Source organism: Spirosoma fluviale (assembly GCF_900230225.1).
GTDB classification, from domain to species: Bacteria; Bacteroidota; Bacteroidia; order Cytophagales; family Spirosomataceae; genus Spirosoma; species Spirosoma fluviale.
The window spans coordinates 22810-43415 of record NZ_OCNH01000010.1; the positions used below are offsets into that span (position 1 = coordinate 22810).

The window sequence follows — 20606 nt, forward strand, 5'->3', positions numbered from 1 at the left end:
GTCCGAATTTGTCATCCCGACGCAGGAGGGATCTTCGGTAGGCGGGATGTTTTTTTACTCCTACTGAAGATCCCTCCTGCGTCGGGATGACAAAAAATGCCTAATTCACCTTGAAAAATAAAAGTTTAAACAGGTTCAATGTCAACGTTTCCCAATTCTTTATGAATCGCTTACCCATTCTTTTTTGGGCTCTATTGAGTAGCTTTTTTGCCAATTCACAAACCCTGACGGGCGTTGTCCGGGATGCGCGAACCGATCTGCCCCTTACCGGTGTGGCGGTGCGCGTGCTGCAAACGAGCCAGGGCGTCGTTACCAATTCGCTGGGTGAGTTTAGCCTTTACAACCTGCCGCCGGGCACGCTCACTCTTCGTATCAGTTCCGTTGGGTACCGGGCGCATGAGGAGGCTGTTTCGGCAAATCGTTCTGATCAGAAACTAGCCATTCGGTTGTCGGCCCAGATTATACAGCTTAACCAGCAGACCGTTACCACGGCGCAGCGTACCGAATCTCCCGATTTTATTCGGCCCGAAGTGACCAGCGTGGTGTCGGCCCGCGATTTGCGCCAGCGTGCCCCGCGCACCGTTCCCGAAGCGTTATTTGGGACAACGGGCGTTTGGTTGCAGAAAACGAATCATGGGGGCGGGTCGCCGTTCGTGCGGGGGCTGACAGGTCAGCAGACGCTGCTGCTGGTCGATGGCATTCGGCTCAACAACGCTACCTTTCGCTCCGGTCCCAATCAGTATCTCAATACCATCGACCCACAGAGCGTTCGCCAGATTGAAGTTGTGCGGAGTACAGGCTCGGTGGCCTACGGGTCCGATGCCATCGGTGGCGTTGTCAACGTGCTGACGAATAACCCACAATTTTCGGATAAACCGGGCGTAACGGGGAGTTTTTTCGGTAAAGCCATGACGCAGGATATGGAATACAGCGGCCGGGCCGAACTGGGATTTTCGTCGGCCAATGTGGCTGTTCTGGGTGCGCTGGCTTACCGTAAGTTTGGTGATCTGGTGGCAGGAGAGGGGTTGGGTAAAGAGTCGCCGACGGGCTATAATCAGCTTTCCGGCGACATAAAAGCCCGTTTTCGGCTCTCGAATCGGCTGGTGGCAACGGCCGCCTACCAACACCTGAATCAGGACAGCGTGCCGGTGTATCATCGGGTTAAGCTGGAGAATTACGCCTACTATCTGTTCAACCCGCAACGGCGGAAGCTCGCTTATGCCCGGCTGGAAGGGTTTTACAATCGCCCGTGGCTCGAATCGGTTCAGTTAACCGCGTCGTGGCAGCAGCAAACGGAAGGACATCAGAGTCAGCGAAACAGTAACCCGACGGCCATTTACGAACGCGATGAGACCACCTCGACCGGGCTGACGCTGCTTGCCCGCGCCAATCCGGCGCGTTTCTGGCAAATGCAGAATGGCATTGAATGGTATCATGACGGAGTCGGTAGCACACGCGAAGATGTAAATACGCAGACCAAAGCCATAACCCCCAAAAGGGGCTTGTATCCCGATGGGGCTTCGATGAACAGTCTGGCCGTTTTTTCGCTCCATACCCTAACCTTTGATCGCCTGACCCTCACCGGTGGAGCGCGTTATAACGCCTTTTCGATCCGAATACCGGAACAGGCACTGGGTTCGGCGGGAACGGGGAATGCTCAAGTACGACCATCGGCGGTTGTCGGAAACGTAGGCGTTTCGTATGCGATTGTGCCTGCGGTACGTTTGGTCGGTTCACTGCAATCGGCCTTTCGTGCGCCCAATGTTGATGACCTTGGTACGCTGGGCATCGTTGATTTTCGGTACGAAGTGCCCAACGCTGCTCTCAAGCCGGAGCAGTCATTTAACAAAGAAGTTGGGGTTAAAATCCGTACCCAACGCTTCTCGGCTACGGTGCTGGCCTACCACAACCGGCTGAGTAACTTCATCAGCCGGGTTCGGTCCGGTGCCGATTCCATACAGGGGTATCCGGTCTATCTGAAGCAAAACAGCGCCGAGTCGTTCATTCGTGGCCTCGAAGCCGATGTCGAATATGAGTTCGCTGATAACTGGCTGGCCTATGCCGGAGCCACCTATACCTACGGGCAAAACAAAACGGCTAACGAGCCATTTCGCCGGATTCCACCCGCAAACGGTCGCTTAAGCCTCACTTATCAACCCGTTACGGGTTGGTGGGCACGAGCTGAATTACTCGTGGCCGGGGCACAAACCCGGCTGGCTCAGGGCGACAAAGACGACAACCGAATCACCAAAGGGGGCACACCTGCCTGGCAGGTCATAAATCTGAACGGTGGTTACCGGTGGCGCTCCTTGACCCTCAGTGCCGAGCTACAAAACCTGACCAACCAAGCCTACCGCACACATGGCTCCGGGGTGGATGGCGTTGGGCGGAGTGCATGGCTGTCGGTACTGGTGAACTGGTAAAGCTTTCTGACTTTTACGAAACAAAGTAGTACAGGCCGATTTTGTTTTATCTTGCGTTTTAGCGCCCCAATTCACCGTTTGTAATATCCCTTAATCATCAACATTAACGCAAGCTATTCGTGAAATCACCCGCTTTTCTCCGCAATCCAACGGCCTTCATGCTCTTTGGCGCTACGGCTGCCTTTTGCACCTACGCCTGCATGTACGCCTTTCGGAAAGGGATCACCGCCGTTACCTTCGAGGGGATGGCCTTCGCGGGGGTCAGCTACAAAATCTGGCTCGTAACGGCTCAGGTATTTGGCTATGCGGTTTCGAAAGGAATCGGGGTGAAGGTCGTGGCTGAAATGTCGCCGGGACGACGGGCTATTAGTCTGCTGTTTTTTGTGGGTTTTGCGTTGCTGGCGTTACTCGGCTTTGCGCTGGTTCCGGCACCGTACAACATAATTTTTCTCTTCCTGAATGGCTTGCCGTTAGGCATGGTCTACGGCACTATGATCGGGTTTCTGGAAGGTCGCCGACAAACGGATGGGCTAGTCGCCGGGTTGACCGCTTCCTTTATTTTCGCGTCGGGTTTTGTAAAAACGGTAGCCCTGACCATTCGGGCCGACTGGGGCGTGTCGGAGTTCTGGCTTCCCTTCGTAACGGGTATGCTGTTTGTGCTACCGATGTTGATTTCGGTGTACGCCCTAACCTTACTGCCGCCCCCCACCGCCGAAGATCGCGCCCTGCGTACCGAACGTAAACCCATGGACGGGGCCGAACGGCGGGCGTTTGTTCGAACGTTCAGACCAGGGCTTGTTCTGCTTATTATTTCCTACGTGTTCCTGTCCGCCTTCCGCGATTTTCGCGACAACTTCGGCCCTGAAATTCTGAAGGATGCGGGCGTTGAGAACCCCGGCATTTTCGCCAAAACCGAAACAATGGTCGCCCTTGGTATCCTGATCGTGATGGCGTTGCTGCAGCGGGTAACCCAAAATTTTCGGGCATTCGCCCTGCTCAACGGCCTGATGCTGCTCGGTGGGGCGTTGGTTGGCTTGAGCACGTATGCGTATTCAATAGGGACCCTATCGGCCGGGAACTGGTTTCTGCTGACTGGTATGGGGCTTTACATGGCCTATGTGCCCTGCAATGGCCTCTATTTTGAACGTCTGATTGCGTCTTTCCGCTACGTAGGCACAGTCGGTTTCATGGTCACGCTGGCCGACTGGTACGGGTATCTGGGCAGCGTTGGGGTGTTGCTCTACAAAAACTTCGGTCACGCCGATATTAGCTATCGGGAGTTCTTCATGGATGGCGCTTACATTTTGTCGATGGTATACGGCGTGCTGGTGATCGGGTCGTTTATCTATTTCCAGCGCAGGTATACGGCTGAAGTGGCGGTTCGGGTAGAAGAAGGCGTTGCTTAACGTGGCGAGTGAATACTCGCTTTGAAAAAGGCACGAGCGAATGCTCGCGCCAGCAATTCCGTAATCTGGCGCGAGCATTCGCTCGTGCCTTTTCATATAGCGAGTATTCACTCGCCACTAGGCCGCTTGATTCACAACGTTACAGGTATACTGCTGAGGTGACGGTTCGTGTGAAAGAAAGTGTGGCCTATCTAGTTACTCGCCACTGGGCCGCTTTATCCACAACGTTATGGGCGCGGGAGTACCGAAGTCGGGCGAGCCGTCCGCTTTCCAGATGAACGGCTGCATCCGGATGGAACGGTTATTGCCACAGCCCTGGCCCGAAGCGGCATTGGCATGGTAAACGAGCCAGTTTTCTTTTCCGTCGGGGGTGGTGAAGAAACTGTTATGCCCGATGCCAAAGGTGCCATTCCCGCCATTGGGACCGAAGACCGGCGTGGCTGATTTTGTCCAGGATGCCGGGTTGAGCAGATCAGCACTGGCATCGGCAGAGAGCTGGCCTAGAGCGTACAAATCCGTTCCGCAGAAGCTGGCCGAATAAATCAAAAACACCTTGTTGTTGTGTACCAGAAATTCCGGGCCTTCGTTCACGCCAAAGCCGTTCTTCTCCCAGGCGTAATCGGGCGTTGAAAGCCGAATCCGGCTGGTACTTTCAACGGTATACGGGTTCGATAGTCTCGCGATATACAGATGCTGTGACCCGCCCAAATTCGTTTCCCATCCCGACCAGGCAAAGTACAACTGCCCATTTTGCTGAAGCAGCGTGCCGTCAATAGCCCATTGGTTTTCGGGCAAGTTGAGCTGCCCCCGGTCGACCCACGTTCCCTGCGTTGGGTCGGCAGATTCGTTTTCGAGGACGAACATGCGGTGGGTGGCGTCGTTGCCGTTATTGTCGGCTGCGTAATAGATGTACCATTTGCCGTTCACGAAAAACAGTTCGGGTGCCCAGATGTCGCGGGAGTTGGGTCCCGTGGCGGGGGGTGTCCAGACGGTTACGGGCCGCGCCGAACTTAGACGGCTCATGGCGGCTGTTTTGTAGATGCGCAGGTTATTACCCGTGGTGTGCATCACATAATAGAAACCATCTTTATAGGTCACCCAGGGGTCAGGGGCGGCCGTCAGCAACGGGTTCTGGAATTTCCCAACGGTGTCTACCGCCGTGACGGGTGGGGTAGGGGTGGGACTGGGCTTGTCTGACGATTTGCAGGCAATGACCAGTGCCAGGAGTATAAAGAGGTAGTGTTTCATCGTTGAGATTTTTTTGCCACAGAGATGCACCAAGACGCACGGAGATACACAAAGATTTGGATAAAATTTTCTCTGTGTATCTCCGTGCGTCTTGGTGCATCTCTGTGGCAAAAGTGGCAAAAAATTAATAGTTTGGGTTTTGCACCAGGTTCGGGTTCAGGTCCCGATCCAGTTGCGGGATGGGCAGCAGCTCACTCTTGCCTTTCACGAAGGTAGAAAAAGCCGGGTCACGGACGGCCAGTTGCGGACCGAGATCACCCCAGCGGGCGAGGTCATTCCAGCGGTGTCCTTCGCCTGACAATTCCAGCAATCGCTCGTGTTTCAGCTGAGTCAGAAACTGAGCCTGCGTAAGTCCCGGTTTGGCAACCGTCAACGTGGGCAACCCGGCCCGCTGACGAACCAGATCGACATAGGCATACGCCTGCGTCGTTTTGCCCGTCGCGTTGAGCGCTTCGGCATACATCAGCAGCACATCGGCGTAGCGAATGTACCGCCAGTTGTTGGGCGAACGATAGTCTTCATCATTTTTCCAATGGTCGTTCTGGAACTTACGAAACCACACCCGCTTGTTATCGGCTCCGTAGCGTTGCGTGAACGTCTGCCCATAAATTTGGGTGAAGTTTGGGCCGCGTACATCGGTCGAGTCGAAGAAGAACGATGCTTCCAGACGCGGATCGCGGGCACCGGTTGTTGTTCGTTCGGTGAACTCGCGGGTAGGCCAGCGTTGCGCTTCGCCATCCGACCAGCCAACCGGGGGTGGACCAAAGAACTTCGACAGCGAGGTGCCGTAGTTCTGGTTCGGCGTTTCGGTATCGTCGTCGGTGTATTCGGCCGGATTGATCTGGAATTGCCACTCGAAAACGGATTCCCGGTTGTTTTCGGTCGTGATCAGGAAGTTGTCGCGGTAGTTTGGCATCAGCGCATAGACGCCTTTTCCTTCGCCATCCGCCAGCCATTGCAGGGGCGTCAGGGCTTCGGTGTATTTCTGTTGCTGCATCTGCGCCCTCGCCAGTAAGGCATAAGCGGCTCCTTTGGTGGCGCGGCCCAGATCGGCATTGCTGTAGGTCGTTGGCAGAACGGCTGCGGCCTCTGTCAGGTCTTTCTCGATCTGCGCCCAAACCTGCGCCGTAGTGGCCGAACTGGGTTTATCGCCAACGACGGATGTTTGCAGAATCAGCGGCACATTACCCCATAACGTAACCAGATGGAAGTAGTACATGGCCCGCAGGAACTTGGCTTCGCCTACATACCGCCCTTTCAGCGCAGCGTCCATCTGAATAGCCGGGACGTTCGTAATAACCTGATTGGCACGGTTAATACCGATGTAATTATCGTTCCAGATGCCATAGGCATTGCCGTAGTTATAGTCCGTTATCAGAAACTGGTCCATGTTATTGACAATGTCGACGGCCGGGCTTTGGCTGCGTCCCTCGTCGGACCGGATGATGTAGTAGAACGGCATCCAGCGCGAAATGCCGCCCCGGTGCATGGTGCTGTATACGGAGTTGACACCCGCCAGCGCATCGTCGGCCGTTTTCCAGAACGACTCGGCCGTTACCTGGTTGGGGTTCACAATATCCAGGCTACGATCACAACCCGCGAGGGTCATCGCTGCGGCTATGGTTAGTGAAATGAATCTATTTTTCATGATTAGTTTCTCAGGGTTGAATTAGAAATCGCAGTTAACACCTACCGATACTACGCGGGGAGAAGGCCAGTGACCGTTGTCAACGCCCCGTTCCTGAATGCCGGTGGTGCCCGCTGGTCCCGTAACATCGGGGTCGAGTCCGGTGTATTTCGTGATCGTGAACAGATTCTGGCCACTTACATATACGCGGGCATTGCGGATCTTGAGCGTGTTGAGCAGCGTCTTCGGCAGTGTGAAGCCAATTTCGACGTTACGCACCCGAACGTAGGAGGCATTCTCCAGCCAGCGATCCGTATACCCAAAGTTGTTCGAGATAATCCCCTGATCGCCGGACTCCAGGCCCAACCGGGGGTCGGTAGTGTTGGTATTTGTCGTCGTCCACGGACTGATATCAGAGCGGAAGTTGGTCAGCTGGTAGCTGTCCAGTCCGCGCCGTACGTCGTTGTAGACGGTGTAGCCAAACACACCGGTCAACTGTAGGTTGAGGGAAAATTGCCCGTATGAGACATTGGCCTGGGCACCCGCCTGCAACTTGGGCCAGGGCGAGCCAACAAACTGGCGGTCGTTGTTCTGCGTAATTTGCCCATCGCCCTGATCAGGAATACCATCATTGTTGGTATCAACCGTTAACTGATCGACATACCGGATATCACCGGGCTTGGCATCCGGCTGAATCAGGTTTCCATTTGGTCCTCGATAATTATTGATCTCTTCCTGATTCTGGAAAATACCGGCCGTTTTCAGTACATACCACTGTCCAACGGCCTGCCCAACCTGCGAGCGGGTGTTGCCACTCTGGATGTAGTTGATCTCCTGCCCCTGGTTGCCCACATTTTCGACCCGGTTCTTGATGGTCGTAAAGTTGCCCGATACATCCCATTTAACGGCATGTTCGTTGTTGCGGTACGTAGCCGAAAACTCGACGCCCCGGTTGCGGATGGAGGCCGTATTCACATAAGGATTACCCCGCAGGTTACCCAGATAACCCGGCACGGCCAGATTCAGAATGGCGTCGTTCGAGAGGGAGTTGTAAACGTTGATCTCGGTCGTGATCCGGTTTCTCAGGAACGAAGCCGATACGCCGTAGTTCTGCTGAAGCCGCTCTTCCCAGCGAAGGTCAGGGTTCGCCAACTGTGCCTGATACGCCCCTACGTAGGGTGTCTGATCAACACCAAAAATAGTTCTCGGATTATTGTTGATAAAGGCCGTATAGGGGAATGAACCCAGGGTTGGCACCACAATACCCAGCTTGCCGTACGAGGCATTCAGCTTCAGATCAGAAATCCAGTCGACGTTGAAAAACTTCTCTTCACTGATGCGCCAGGCTGCGGCTATCGATGGGAAGAAACCCGTCCGGTAGTTGGCCCCGAAGCGGGAATCTTGATCGACCCGACCCGTCAGCGTGAGCAGGTATCGGTCGTTGTAAGTGTAGTTGACCCGGCCAATGTACCCCAGAATCCGGTAATCGTCGGGCGTGCCACCGGCCGAGTTGGAAATACCCGTGGCGGCATTGATGGTGTTGAAATACTGTCCACCGGCAAAGCCCAGATTGGTGCGCGAGCCGGATGTGATGTCGCGCCGGGACGTTTGCTGACTGATCCCCACCACGCCGTTGATGTTGTGCATACCGAACACTTTATTGAAGTTCAGCGTGTGTTCGAATAGCAGACTCAGGTAGCGCGAGCGGTCTTCGCCAACCGACGTAGGCACCGGCGAGGCACTGTACTGGTAGATACCCAGCCGACGCAGATTTTGGGTATAATCGAAGCTCACTTCCAGACCGGCGTTGGCGCGGTAGGTCAGCCAGTCGGCCAGTTTTACGTCGAGGTACGCATTGCCGACCAGCTTGGCGAAATTGCTCTTGTTGCTGGCCAGGTTACGAACCGCCACCGGATTAAAGGCGTATGTGACCGCGTCCGGGTTGCGGCCAATGCCGTAGCCGCCCGGATTCCCCGCGTCGATGTAGCTGGGGTCCTGCACCGGAATAACGGGTAGCATTCCGGCCATGTCGTAAATGGGGTTGCCCGCCGGAAAATTCTGGATGTTCGAGTTCGTGAGCAGGGCGTTTTCGCCGAAGGTAAAGCGCCCAATCTGGCTCTTCGTGTTGATGCGCAGACTGGCCCGGTCGAAGCCACTGCCAATGACGTACCCTTTGTTGCCAAAATAGCTGCCCGAAATCAGGTACGTTCCGGTTTTGGTCCCGCCCGACAGCGTCAGGTTGTAATCCTGAAGATTGCCCGTTTGCAGTACTTGATCCTGCCAATCGGTATTGATATTCGGATTGAACGTAGCTGTCGCCACACTTGCTGGGGGTGTTTGCCCGGCGTTCTGGTACTGCGTCCGTTGGGTGGCAGCAAAGTTGGCTGCATCCATCACATCCCAGCGCTTATACACCTGCTGAGTGCCGTATTTAGCCGAAAACGACACCCGAATTGGCCCTTCCTTACCTTGTTTAGTGGTGATAATGATGACCCCATTGGCTGCCCGTGAGCCGTAAATAGCGGCTGCCGAAGCATCTTTCAACACCTGAATGGACTCAATGTCGTCGTTGTTGATGGTTGGGTTTGCATCGGCTATCATTCCGTCGATGATGTACAGCGGATCCGTATTCAGGAAGCTGGCCACCCCCCGAATCTGAATCGATGCCTGCTGTCCCGGCACACCCGTGTTGCGCACCGTAACCCCCGGCGACAGCCCCTGAATGGACTCGGCCAGCGAGTTGGCCGTCACTTTATTTGCCTGGGTTGAGCTGATCACATCATTGGCCCCGGTCACGTCCCGTTTCCGAACGGTCTGATACCCGATCACGACCACCTCATTCAAGGTTCTGTCGTCGGGCACGAGTTTTACGTTCACGACGGTGTTAGTACCAATCGCTACGTCCTGACTGACATAGCCCACGCTGGAAATTGTCAGCGTCGTGGCGGCATCGCTCACATTCAGGACGAAATTACCGTTGGAATCGGTTGTCGCCCCGGTGGTCGTCCCCTTCTCAATGACGTTGGCACCGGGCAGGCCCTGGTTGTTTTCGTCGGTGATCTGCCCCGTAATGCGCTTGAGCTGAGGGGCTTCCGTTACGTTGGTGAGCGCGTTACTAACGGAAGCCAAAGCGGGCGCGGGGCTTTCGGCGGGGGAGACCAGCCCCACTTTTTTTGCTGGTACCGGCTGAATGGCAAACAGGTTCGCGTTCACTTTGCGGTAGCGGAGCCCCTGCGATTCGATCAGTTGGCTGAGCGCCTGTTCGAGGGAGAGACCGTCCAGATCGGCATCGGTTTGCCGATTAGCTACGACCTGTTCATCGTAGGCAAAATTGACGTTGAAACGTCGTTCGAGTTCGAACAGGGCCTTCTTGAGCGAACGATTCCGGCGGGTACGCTGACCAGCCGGTGTTTCGGCCGGGCTTGTGGCCTGGGCGTTGCTTTCGTAGGCCGGTTGTGCGCGGGTCAACAACTGCGCAACGCTGGGCTGCGGCAGGACGTAGACCCCGCCCAGAAGCATAGAAAGGAGAATATACTGGTTTTTCATACGAAGAGAACTAAAGAATTGTTGTTGACTAAATCAGGGGTTATGTCGTAAACTGATATGGTTACCGGTACGGTGTACGCTCAGGTCGAATGTGAGCGAAAGGGTAGTCAGGAGGGTTTCGATACTCTGGTTCGAGAGGTTGCCCGTAAATCGACGGTTAGCGAGTTCATTGTCTTCGAAGACAATGTCCAGCCCGTAGGTATCATTGAGTTGCTGGGCAATGTCGCTCAGCGCCGTATTGTCGAACACAAATTGATGCTCGACCCAGGAGGTGTGCAGTTGCGGCTTCTCCTCCCGAATCTCGACGGCTTCAATGGTGGGTTTTGCAGCGGCAAACTGGCCGGGCTTCATTTCAATAATTTTACCCGCTGGCTCGTCGGGCTTGGACAGTTGCACCCGGCCTTCCACCAGCGTCACGGCGGTGCTGCCCCGGCGGGTGTTCACGTTAAACTGCGTACCCAGCACGGTAATGTCCAGTCCGGCCGTGTGTGTTATAAACTTCACGCGGCCACCCAGATGTTTCTTTTTGGTAACGGTAAAATAGCCTTCGCCATCGAGCCAGACCTCGCGCGATTTGTCGTCGGTCCAGCTATTAGTATAGGTAAGCGTGGTGTTGCCGTTCAGGAGAACCGTTGAGCCGTCGGGAAGGGTAACGGTCCTGTTTTCGCCGAATGCGGTGTGAATACGCTGCTCTTTAGGGAGTAGTTGATAATAGATCATCCCCCCGGCTATCAGCAGGAATCCCGTTATGGAAGCCGCCACCTGCCAGCCAAAGCCGGGTCGCTGCCCGATAAAACGCTGCCAGCCGGACAGGGGGCGGACGTTTGTTCTTTCGGCTTGTTGCTCATCGAATGTCTGGTCAAGCACCTGCCAGATGCGTTCCTGACTGGCACTGTTCAGGTCGTGGAAACGAATATTCAGGTGGAGTAACAGTGAGGTTGCTTCATCGATACTAGCCTGTTTCTCCGGGTGTTTGAGCATAAAGCTGTGCCAGAAGGTCATACTCTGCTCATCGGGCTGAAGTACCCATTGGCGGAACGGCTCATCGAGTACAAACTCGTTGATGGAGAATTGACTATAATCGGGTAGAGGGGTATTCATGTACGAAATCCGGCTGTCTGGTACTCACCAAAGAGCTTCGTTCCGCAAATTATCCCTCGGTATGCCTACTTTTTTACTAAATTTTATCGGATGAATGCCAAAAGGAGAAAGACCGTGTTGGTGGGCTCCGTTTTAAAGGAAGGCGTTATTCAGAATAGACTTGAGTCAATATATTGCGTAAATTTGACTGACGACTGATCAGAAAAGTATGAAATCCACAAAGCCAGTTAGCGCACGCGAGCCGGATAAAGCGGCTAGACCAACCAAAAAGCGGAGTTTAGACAACTCGGCCCTAAAGCCATTTTTTGGGAAAAGCCCCGAGAACATCTGGGACAAAGACATTTACACAGGCGAAGGAAATTTTAGTTTTTGATGGACGAACTGATCATCGATACCATCGTACTGGATTACCTGACCCGCAATCAAAAAGCATTATCGCCCACGTCTATAAAACGTATTGAGCAGGCCGATACGGTCTATGTTTGTGTTTCAAGCCTCTGGGAGTTGGCTAATCACATTCGGGAAGGATTAATTGTATTAGATACAGATTTCGATACTTTCTACCAAAAAGCGTTGCAAACATTGGGTATTACCTTGCTTGATACACAATGGCAAGCCCTCAGCTATCTGGCTACATTCGACTACCAGATAATCAGTAAAACGTGGCAACGAACCATTAATGGTGTAGTAACAACGGGCGTTAAGCAGGAACTTCACAAAGACCCATTTGACCGAATGATCATTGCCCATAGTTTAGCCATGAATCTTCCTGTTGTTTCTCCGGACACGTTCTTTCCTCATTACGCCGATAGAGGGTTGCAGGTAATTTGGTAGTAGTGTCCTTTGACCTACTAATTCAGCGCCTGTCAAATTTTATCGGATGAATGCCAAAAGGAGGAAGACGGTATTCGTCGGTATGCGTTTCTGAAGGGAAGCAATGGCTTTGTACACGATTTTGTAGACAGAAGATTGCTCGATGCCCATGATACCGGCAATTTCCTCATAGCTGAGGTTGTCGAAATACTTCAGAAACAGCGCTTCTTTCTGGCGGGCGGGGAGGTTGTTCAACTCATAGAGCAACAGCGTCGATTGCTCCTGCGAAATCTGCCGGTCGAGCCAGGTGGGTTCGTAATAGAACTCGATGGCGAAGTCGAGGTGATCGGCATCGTGGTCGAATCGTTGCTCGCTGGTCAGTTTACGAACGATCTCCCGCCGAAGCGATCGCATCATATAGAACTTAATGGAATCGGTACGGCCGAGCCGCTCGCGGGTTTCCAGAATGGTCAGGAACAGGTCTTGCAGGCAATCTTCGGTCAGCTCCCGATTCTGGGCGATCTTGTAGCCATAGTTGTAGAGCGTAGGGGCGTATGTACGGTAGAGATAAGCGTACGCCCGTTTACTCCCTCCCAGGAAATCATCCCAGAGGGCAGCATCAGTTGTGTATGGGTACGTTGAGCTTTCCAATGATGCGTTGAGTTATTGGAAGCCTAAATTTACGACCCTTTAAGGAAATAGTAATAATTTGTCGATAAAAAGTAATGTTTGTTGATAGGGTAGGTTGGGTTGGTTGTAAGCTATCAGCCCCCGGTTTCAACCGGGGGACTAGAAAAGCACAAATTGTTCGTTAACCGTTTCAACGGCTCAAAGTCTAAAACCGTGAAACGGTTAACGAAATACCTATTTCCTGCAAGACCCACAGCTGAAGCTATGGGCTGGTAACCTTACCCCAGCACCCAACTTAGCGCCATAACTCCCGCCAGCCCGGATACCGAAACCAGCGTTTCCATGACGGACCAGGTCTTCAGGGTGTCGGCCATGGAGAGTTGAAAATACTCCCGGAACAGCCAGAAACCGGTATCGTTGACGTGCGAAAACATCATGCTCCCGGCCCCAATACTTAGCACCATTAAATTGGGTTCGACACCCGGCGCACTCAGCATGGGTGTAACAAAACCAGCCGTGGTGATACCCGATACGGTCGAAGAACCAACGCATACCCGAATAAGGGCCGCCATCCCCCAGGCCAGTACATACGGGTGCAAGGTCGAATCGCGCATGAGGTCGGCAACGGCCTGGTTGACGCCACCATCGGTAAGTACCTGCTTTAGTGCCCCCGCACCCCCAAAAATCAAAAATAGCAGAGCCACATCTTTGATCGACTCGCCGAGCATGGCGGTCACGACTGGCATTGACTTGCCCCGCCAGATACCCAGCGTAACGGAGGCCACCAAAACGGCGACGAACATACTCACCACCGGTTCGCCCACAAACAGCAACACTTGCTGGCCAACCGAATCGGCGGGCAACATCGGACTCACCAGCGTACTCAGGCCGATAAGCAGAATCGGCAATAAAACGGTCAGGAAGCTCACAGGAACCGAGGGCATCTGGTCGTCGGGCAGGTCGGGTGCGATGAAAGCCGGGTTCGGTAAGGTCGTGTACCGTTTTACCGTCGAGCCAAATAATGCGCCCGAGATCAGGATGGCCGGAATGGAAACGATGATGCCGTAGAAGAGCGTCAGGCCCATGTCGGCGTTGAACTGTTTAAGGATCGCCAGCGGGGCCGGGTGAGGTGGGAGGTAACCCTGTGTAACGGACAAAGACGCGAGCATGGGCAGGCCAATGTACAGCGCTGGCAACTTATACCGGTAAGCAACCGTAATCACCAGCGGGGCCAGCAGCATGAACCCAACGGAGTAGAAAAGCGGCAGCCCCACAATAAAGCCGGTTACCAGAAAGGCCCATCGCGCGTGTTTGGTCCCTACCAGCGACATAATGCTGACCGCTATCCGTTGAGCCGCTCCACTCTGCGCCACCAGTTTTCCTAACATAGCGCCCAGGGCGATAATGGCTGTAATGGAACCCAGTGTACCACCGATGCCTTTCTGAATGGCTTCTGCCAATGCTAATGGTTTTAGCCCCAGCGCCAGACCAACACCGATCGATACGGCCAGAAAAGCCAGAAAAGCGTGGATACGAACGAGGGAAATAAGTGCAATCAGGGCCAGAATGCCTAAGAAGGTAATGGTTAAGGGCATAAGGAATAGACGAGGTAGACGCTACAGATTCGTAGCTCATTAGGTTATCAATGTTGTTTCCCGTTTTTTCTACTTTCCCGACTAAGGGTTACGTAGTCAGGATTGGGAAAAGACCTGGGTTCAGCCTCTGCTCCAACTTGTGTTCTGCTGTCACCCTTTTCAACAAAGACATGTGTTTATAAGGAGACGAATTAATGCCTTATAGACTATTGGATGTAAATCTATAGATATCAAATAATATATGTTAAATGGTTGATTTTTAATTGGTTGCCGTTAAATAAAGAGAACTGTACATGGGTGTGTTTATTGCACAATTTTGTCTTGCAATATAACTCGTAGCAGAATTGTCAAAACTAACGAGTATGGAAACATAGGCCGTAGTGATGAGTAAATAGCTGCCTGAGAAAGTCATGGCGGACAACCGTTGCCTGAGTAAACGTACGAGAAATAACAGATCATCGAGAGAGCCCTTTTAACGTAATCGCACTGCAAGACCAGCCACTGGTGGCATCCGTGGCTAACGCGTCTGGTAAGTCGATCTATTCCAGATTTCTACAGGTTTGCGCTTTATTCCTGGCGGACGTTCATGCGTTTCCGTTCAGTTTGTCTGCACTCAGATTTTACCACTTTCCTCTTTTTATCACAATTAAACATGAATTACCATGGCTAAGAAAGATGCTAACAATTCCTCAAACGGCGGGGCCGCTAACCGGGCCTCTTCATCTGTCGACGAAATACTGCTTGCGGCTCTCGAACGTGACGATAACAGCTTCGAGACGGGACGTTATCTGGTCACGTTTAAAGAAGGAGCGAGCGAAGAAGGGTATCAGTCCTTGCAAACGCAGGGAATGCGCGTTGCCGACGCCCGTGATTTCGATGATCAGGCTGTTGTAATGGAAAATACCGGTGATGCCGATGCCGTCATTTTTCCGGAAATTGGTGTCGCTCTGGTAGGGGGGAGTGCCGCTCAGGAGCGCAGTATGAATGCTTTTGCCGAGGTGGCAACCGATAGCCCGGTCCTGTCTGTCGACCCTGAATACTTCGTATTTGCAGATAGCATGTATTCGGAGTTTTTACAAGCTAGCGCCGGTCAGTCAACCCCGGACACGTCGAGCGAATTTTTGCGGGGATTTTTGCAGGCTACCGAGATCATTGCCAAAGAGATGCGGGGCAATGGAAATGCGCAGGTAGACATAGAGGAAGAAATACAGGTACTTGGCGCCACCTGGGGGCTGAATGCTTGTCGGGTACCGGCCAGTATACGGAGTGGGGTTGGTATACGCGTCGCCGTTCTGGATACCGGATTTGATCTGGGGCATCCCGATTTTGTGGGTCGCCCAATTGTTAGTCAAACGTTTGTTGGGCAACCTGTGCAGGATATTCACGGGCATGGTACCCATACGGCCGGTACCGCCTGCGGTCCGAAAGCACCTGCGGGTACCACGCCCCGGTATGGCATTGGCCATCGGTCGTCCATCTTTGTCGGTAAGGTACTCTCCAACTCAGGCGGTAGCGTGGGGGGCAGTGTGCTGGCGGGTATGAACTGGGCCATCGCCAACCGCTGCGCCGTTATTTCAATGTCGCTTGGTGGTCAGGGTGGTGTACAGCCTTCCTATACCGCTGCCGGACAGGCCGCCCTGAACAATGGTTGCCTTATTATTGCCGCTGCCGGAAACGCGGGTGCCGCAACGGGCTACCCCGCCAACTCGCCAACCATCATGTCGGTGGCTTCACTGGACTCCACGTTAAGACCTTCCTCTTTTTCTAACTTTGGTAAAATTGAGATTGCTGGTCCCGGTCGGGATGTGTTCTCATCATGGCCCCGGCCTACCCGGTACCGGACCATTAGCGGAACCAGTATGGCTACTCCGCACGTGGCTGGCTGTGCGGCACTCTGGGCCGAAACATCGCCCGCTATGCGCGGACTAACGTTATGGCGTAAGCTACAGGCATCGGCCAGACGCTTGCCGCAGCCTGTCACCCGCGTTGGTGCCGGACTCGTTCAGGCGCCTTAACTTAAATTTGGTTGAGCTTGCTGGCAGGTGCAATTGTGCCTGCCAGCTTATTAAACGAACATGCTCTACGTTCGATGGATCGTTATTTTATTCATATTGATGGTGTCAAAAGGAGACAGCCACGTAATAAATTATTCCGGGAAGACTATGTCTGACATGAAAAGATGGGTTATCACACTGGGTACAGATCAGTCAGTAAGTGAAGTATCCAGGGAGGTGAGCAAGACGGGCTTTGCCGTTGAACAGGTCCTGGACCAGATTGGCTGCATTACCGGGTCAGGCAGCGATGAGGTAGCGCGGAAGCTGAGGAAAATTCCGGGTGTTGCCGATGTGTCTCCCGATGTGGATAGTCAAATTCCGCCACCCGACGAGTCCGTAACCTGGTAAGGGCAGGCGCTTCTTTTAATGTAGCAGGCTGTGTGTTTGTCGACTGGATAAAACCAGTGGAGTAGGGGCCTATTGGCTCTGAAATAAGGTCAGACAGAAGTGCAGAAGTTAAATTTTACCAATTACCAGCGAGTTGGAGGGATATTGTCATGGCAACAAATGATACTCAAAACGACTCCCCAAATGGCTCATTGCCCAATCGGGTGTCGTCTTCCGTCGAGGAGCTATTGCTGGCTGCCTTAGATCGTAACGATGATAGTTTTCGAACGGGCCGTTATGTGGTTACGTTCAGGGCAGGTTCGGATAAAGAAACCTTAAAAAAGTTAGGGCTGGCGCAGGGAATACGCGTAGCCGATGCCAGAGATTTTAAAGGTCAAGCCGTTACGCTGGACCAGGTGGGGGATGCCGACGCCGTATTTTTTCCCGAAATCAACATCGCTCTGGTGGGTGGTCATGTCATGCAGGAGAACCAGCTGGATATAGACTACAAGAGCAAGCCGAATAGCCCCATCGTGTCCGTTGATCCGGAATATTTCGTATTTGCCGATGGAGGCACGAGTGGAGGTATTGTGGGCAGCCGCTTCGTTGAATTAGCTACGAACACAACGTTTGACAGCCTGCCGGGCTTCGCGGAGTCATTACAAAGTACATCAGACGATTATTTGCGGGGATTCTTGCAGGCTACCGAGACCATCGCCAAAGCGATGCGTGGTAGCGGAAACGGTCATTCGCACCACGAAATGGACGAGGAAACACAGGTACTTAACGCAACCTGGGGGCTGAAATCGTGCCGTGTACTACCCAGTCTGCGGACTGGGGCGGGCATAAAAGTAGCGGTTCTCACCAACGGATTTGATCGGGGACATCCCGATTTTACAGGCCGTTCCCTGACCAGCGAAACCTTTGTTGGCGAGCCCGTTCAGGATCTGAACGGTCATGGTACGCACATGATTGGCACCGCTTGCGGCCCTGATGCACCCGCCGGTACTAATCCCCGATACGGTATTGGATACCGCTCCGCCATTTTTGTGGGCAAAGTGCTGACCAATTCAATGGCAGGCACGCTGGCCAGTGTATTGACGGGCATGAACTGGGCCATTGCCAATCGATGTCCGGTAATTTTTGCTCCGTTAGCCATGTCGGGTGGTCCGTCGGCTGTGTTCACTACGGTCGGGCAGGCCGCTTTAACAAAGGGTTGCCTGATCATGGCCGGGTCGAGCAATTCAGGAACCGTAGTGGGTGCTCCCGCCAACTCGCCCACCATCATGTCGGTGGCGGCACTCAACCAAAACTTACAGCCAGCACCTTTCTCACCGGTGGGCAAAGTCGATATTGCGGCTCCGGGTCTGGATACTTTTTCGGCCTGGCCCCGCCCTCGCCGGTATAACACCATCAGCGGCATTGCTACGGCTACGGCGCACGTAGCCGGTTGTGCAGCACTGTGGGCCGAAACGTCGCCCGGCTTGCGTGGCATGAAGTTATGGCGAAAGTTACAGGACACAGCCAGGCGTCTGCCTTTCCCCGCTACCAGGGTTGGAGCCGGATTGGTGCAGGCCCCCTAGGTGCCGTTTTGTCTTGTAAGATGTTACAGGATGAACGTCCGCAACGCCATTTCTCCAATCACTGAATTGACAAAAATGACCTCTAAATAGGTCGAAAGCTGAGCAGGTCCTGTAACTTACAGGCTTTACCCGAAAAGCCGAAACCTATGCCATTTCATCGATCGCTGATCAATACCACTTTTTTTATCTACCTAAACCTATCGTTTTCGATCAGTAGCCGGGGGCAGAGAGCGACCGAAATCCGCCGGTTTCAACTAACACAGGTGCAGCAGGGCGTTGCCGTCGACCAGACGCACTTTTACGTCGTTAACAACCACTCGCTCACGAAGCATACGAAGAAAGACGGCAAACAAGTAGCCATTTGGCAGGATACAACCGGTTTGTTGAAGCACATGAACAGCGGGGTTGTGGTGGGTCAGAAGCTGTATTGCACGCATTCCAATTACCCCGATGTGCCCATGGCCAGTTCCATCGAAATTTTTGACACCCGAACGCTTCGGCACATCGGCAATCATAGCTTCGGGCTTTTTCCGGGCTCGGTCACCTGGGCTGATTTTTACAACGGTTACTGGTGGGTAGGGTTTGCCAACTACTCGAACAAAGCCTCGGCCGAAGGGCGCGACAACCGCTGGACTACTCTGGTCAAGTACACGTCAACCTGGCAGCAACTGGAGTCATGGGCTTTTCCAGCCAATGTGTTGCAGGCTTTCGGTTCGTACAGCACCTCAGGCGGCACCTGGGGGCCGAATGAGCTGATCTATTGCACCGGCCACGATAAACCCGAGCTATACGTGCTAAAACTGCCCGAACGGGGGCACACGTTGCAATATGTCAAAACCATTCCGACCATCAGCGAAGGGCAGGCTTTTGCCATTGACCGAAGCAGTAAGGGAAAACAAATCTTATATGGAATTACCCGAAACGACAATTACGTGATCGTTTCCGTTGTGGAATGAATGTTGCAAGGGCGAATATGGCAACGTACTTACCAGCGACTAGCTACCGACTAGGCTGTAAATAGAAGTACATAACCTGATAAGTATCCTAATAAGATTCTGTGTAGTGTAATGCTAGGTTTTTTTGAGGTATAAATTATATATTGCCGCAAGAAAACTATGCACTTTATATGACTAAATCTTTGATATATTATTCTGTCAACACCAAACTTGCCTACGAAATCAATGAGAGATACTACAATAAGACGCATTATGTTTGGTGTAGTCCATTTTTTCATGAGGTAGGGCAACCGGCTTCGTCAAATCCCAAAGAGATTTATAGAGAACTCAGGCGGGACGTCGAATCTGAAGACGAGCATAGTGCTAAAATAAGACAAAATGTGAGTGGCATACGAAGAGGAGCCAAATTCAAGCATGACAACCGTCTTATATCATCTACTCAATTTGAAGAAATCAAAGCGCGGGTAAATCGAAGCTGGCAGAGGAAGATATTCTCGGATTTTACCCCCTTTATTTATGTAATTCCTTACAGCGTAGCCATAGAAGCGATTCTTAAACCAGTTGGGATTAAAGATAAAGCTTCTATGCGATCGGTGGAGTATCAAATCAAAGAATTGCCCAGAGCGCTTTTCGACGTAATTAGCGTTGATTACTAGGTAGGTAGTGTAAAACTTTTTCTATATTTAGATCGTTTTAAGTGGCAGACCTGAGGTTATAGACATGGTATCAAGAACAGACACATCCACACGCCGTCAACACTTCAGGGAAACGGGTTCCCTTTCTGATACAAATACGAATGCCTTCAGTCGGTTAATGCACATTCAGGAGGATTCCGCCGTTTCTATTATTAATGAATTGTACAGGCTGCTTTCCGGCGCACGCAGGCGAGTGGAAAATAATATTCCCATCGATGATGATTTATCTGCTGATGAGAAAGAACTGTTGGCCGATATTATTGAGTCTATTCACCTCGACACAGTTCGGGATAAGTATAAACTGGATAGCTTAACGCGGGAACTTAATGATACGTTTGATCAGGTTACGGGTTTTGGCAATAAAAGTGTCCGCAAAGCCCAGGATTTCCCCAAACATGCGTCAGCTTTACAGACCGGCACTGTGAAATTTTTTAATGAATCAAAGGGCTTTGGGTTTATTAAATCAGATAGTTCGGGCGACGATATATTTGTTCATGTGAGCGCATTGATTGATCAGATTCACGAAAATGATAAAGTGAGATTTACCATTGAACAGGGCAAAAAAGGGCTCAATGCCGTTAATATAAAATTGCTTTAATAAG

General features: G+C 52.6%; 16 protein-coding genes. 10 read left to right on the forward strand and 6 right to left on the reverse strand.

Annotated features, from left to right (window positions below; translation table 11 throughout):
• Positions 1-161: 161 nt before the first annotated feature.
• Both CRO74_RS30250 and CRO74_RS30255 read left to right on the forward strand, forming a co-directional pair.
• Positions 162-2423 (forward strand): TonB-dependent receptor, encoded by a 2262-nt coding sequence (locus CRO74_RS30250; protein ID WP_097131910.1) that lies wholly within the window; start codon positions 162-164, stop codon positions 2421-2423.
• Positions 2424-2542: 119 nt separating this feature from the next.
• Positions 2543-3829, forward strand: a complete 1287-nt coding sequence (locus CRO74_RS30255) for a DUF5690 family protein (RefSeq protein WP_097131912.1) — start codon at positions 2543-2545, stop codon at positions 3827-3829.
• A gap of 195 nt (positions 3830-4024) precedes the next feature.
• Here the strand turns inward: CRO74_RS30255 and CRO74_RS30260 are convergent, their stop codons facing one another.
• The 4 genes from CRO74_RS30260 to CRO74_RS30275 form a co-directional block, all read right to left on the reverse strand.
• Positions 4025-5077 carry a glycoside hydrolase family 43 protein gene (locus CRO74_RS30260; protein ID WP_097131914.1) on the reverse strand — a complete coding sequence of 351 codons (1053 nt, stop codon included), beginning with the start codon at positions 5075-5077 and terminating at the stop codon, positions 4025-4027.
• A 124-nt stretch (positions 5078-5201) separates the two neighbouring features.
• Complete coding sequence (locus CRO74_RS30265) at positions 5202-6725, reverse strand: RagB/SusD family nutrient uptake outer membrane protein (RefSeq protein WP_097131916.1); 1524 nt, start codon at positions 6723-6725, stop codon at positions 5202-5204.
• Positions 6726-6746: 21 nt separating this feature from the next.
• Positions 6747-10250: a SusC/RagA family TonB-linked outer membrane protein gene (locus CRO74_RS30270; RefSeq protein WP_097131918.1), complete on the reverse strand. Its 3504-nt coding sequence runs from the start codon at positions 10248-10250 to the stop codon at positions 6747-6749.
• 33 nt (positions 10251-10283) lie between these two features.
• The gene (locus CRO74_RS30275; protein WP_097131920.1) at positions 10284-11351 is read right to left on the reverse strand and encodes a FecR family protein; all 1068 of its coding nucleotides are present in this window, start codon (positions 11349-11351) and stop codon (positions 10284-10286) included.
• A 208-nt stretch (positions 11352-11559) separates the two neighbouring features.
• Here CRO74_RS30275 and CRO74_RS31780 point away from each other — a divergent pair, with 208 nt between their 5' ends.
• The gene (locus CRO74_RS31780) at positions 11560-11724 is read left to right on the forward strand and encodes a hypothetical protein (protein ID WP_179830349.1); all 165 of its coding nucleotides are present in this window, start codon (positions 11560-11562) and stop codon (positions 11722-11724) included.
• Positions 11724-12185, forward strand: coding sequence for a PIN domain-containing protein (locus CRO74_RS30280; RefSeq protein WP_097131922.1), 462 nt, complete (start codon positions 11724-11726; stop codon positions 12183-12185). Before CRO74_RS31780 ends, CRO74_RS30280 begins: the two co-directional genes overlap by 1 nt.
• Positions 12186-12224: 39 nt before the next feature.
• Here the strand turns inward: CRO74_RS30280 and CRO74_RS30285 are convergent, their stop codons facing one another.
• Together CRO74_RS30285 and CRO74_RS30290 are read right to left on the reverse strand one after the other, a co-directional pair.
• Complete coding sequence (locus CRO74_RS30285) at positions 12225-12815, reverse strand: RNA polymerase sigma factor (RefSeq protein WP_097131924.1); 591 nt, start codon at positions 12813-12815, stop codon at positions 12225-12227.
• A 257-nt stretch (positions 12816-13072) separates the two neighbouring features.
• The gene (locus CRO74_RS30290) at positions 13073-14389 is read right to left on the reverse strand and encodes a gluconate:H+ symporter (protein ID WP_097131926.1); all 1317 of its coding nucleotides are present in this window, start codon (positions 14387-14389) and stop codon (positions 13073-13075) included.
• A 662-nt stretch (positions 14390-15051) separates the two neighbouring features.
• On the opposite strand from CRO74_RS30290, the gene CRO74_RS30295 reads away from it, so the two are divergent.
• The 6 genes from CRO74_RS30295 (at position 15052) to CRO74_RS32160 (ending at position 20602) form a co-directional block, all read left to right on the forward strand.
• A complete protein-coding gene (locus CRO74_RS30295) occupies positions 15052-16404 on the forward strand; it encodes a S8 family serine peptidase (protein ID WP_097131928.1) in 1353 nt (450 codons plus the stop codon).
• Between the two features lie 156 nt (positions 16405-16560).
• Entirely contained in the window at positions 16561-16791 is a 231-nt protein-coding gene (locus CRO74_RS30300) for a hypothetical protein (protein ID WP_144036009.1), read from the forward strand.
• 149 nt (positions 16792-16940) lie between these two features.
• Positions 16941-18353, forward strand: coding sequence for a S8 family serine peptidase (locus CRO74_RS30305; protein WP_097131931.1), 1413 nt, complete (start codon positions 16941-16943; stop codon positions 18351-18353).
• A 146-nt stretch (positions 18354-18499) separates the two neighbouring features.
• The gene (locus tag CRO74_RS30310) at positions 18500-19309 is read left to right on the forward strand and encodes a hypothetical protein (RefSeq protein ID WP_097131933.1); all 810 of its coding nucleotides are present in this window, start codon (positions 18500-18502) and stop codon (positions 19307-19309) included.
• Between the two features lie 170 nt (positions 19310-19479).
• Positions 19480-19965 (forward strand): hypothetical protein, encoded by a 486-nt coding sequence (locus tag CRO74_RS30315; RefSeq protein WP_097131935.1) that lies wholly within the window; start codon positions 19480-19482, stop codon positions 19963-19965.
• A gap of 460 nt (positions 19966-20425) precedes the next feature.
• On the forward strand, positions 20426-20602 hold the full coding sequence (locus CRO74_RS32160) for a cold-shock protein (protein WP_245878036.1): 177 nt from the start codon (positions 20426-20428) through the stop codon (positions 20600-20602).
• The last annotated feature ends 4 nt before the right edge of the window (positions 20603-20606 follow it).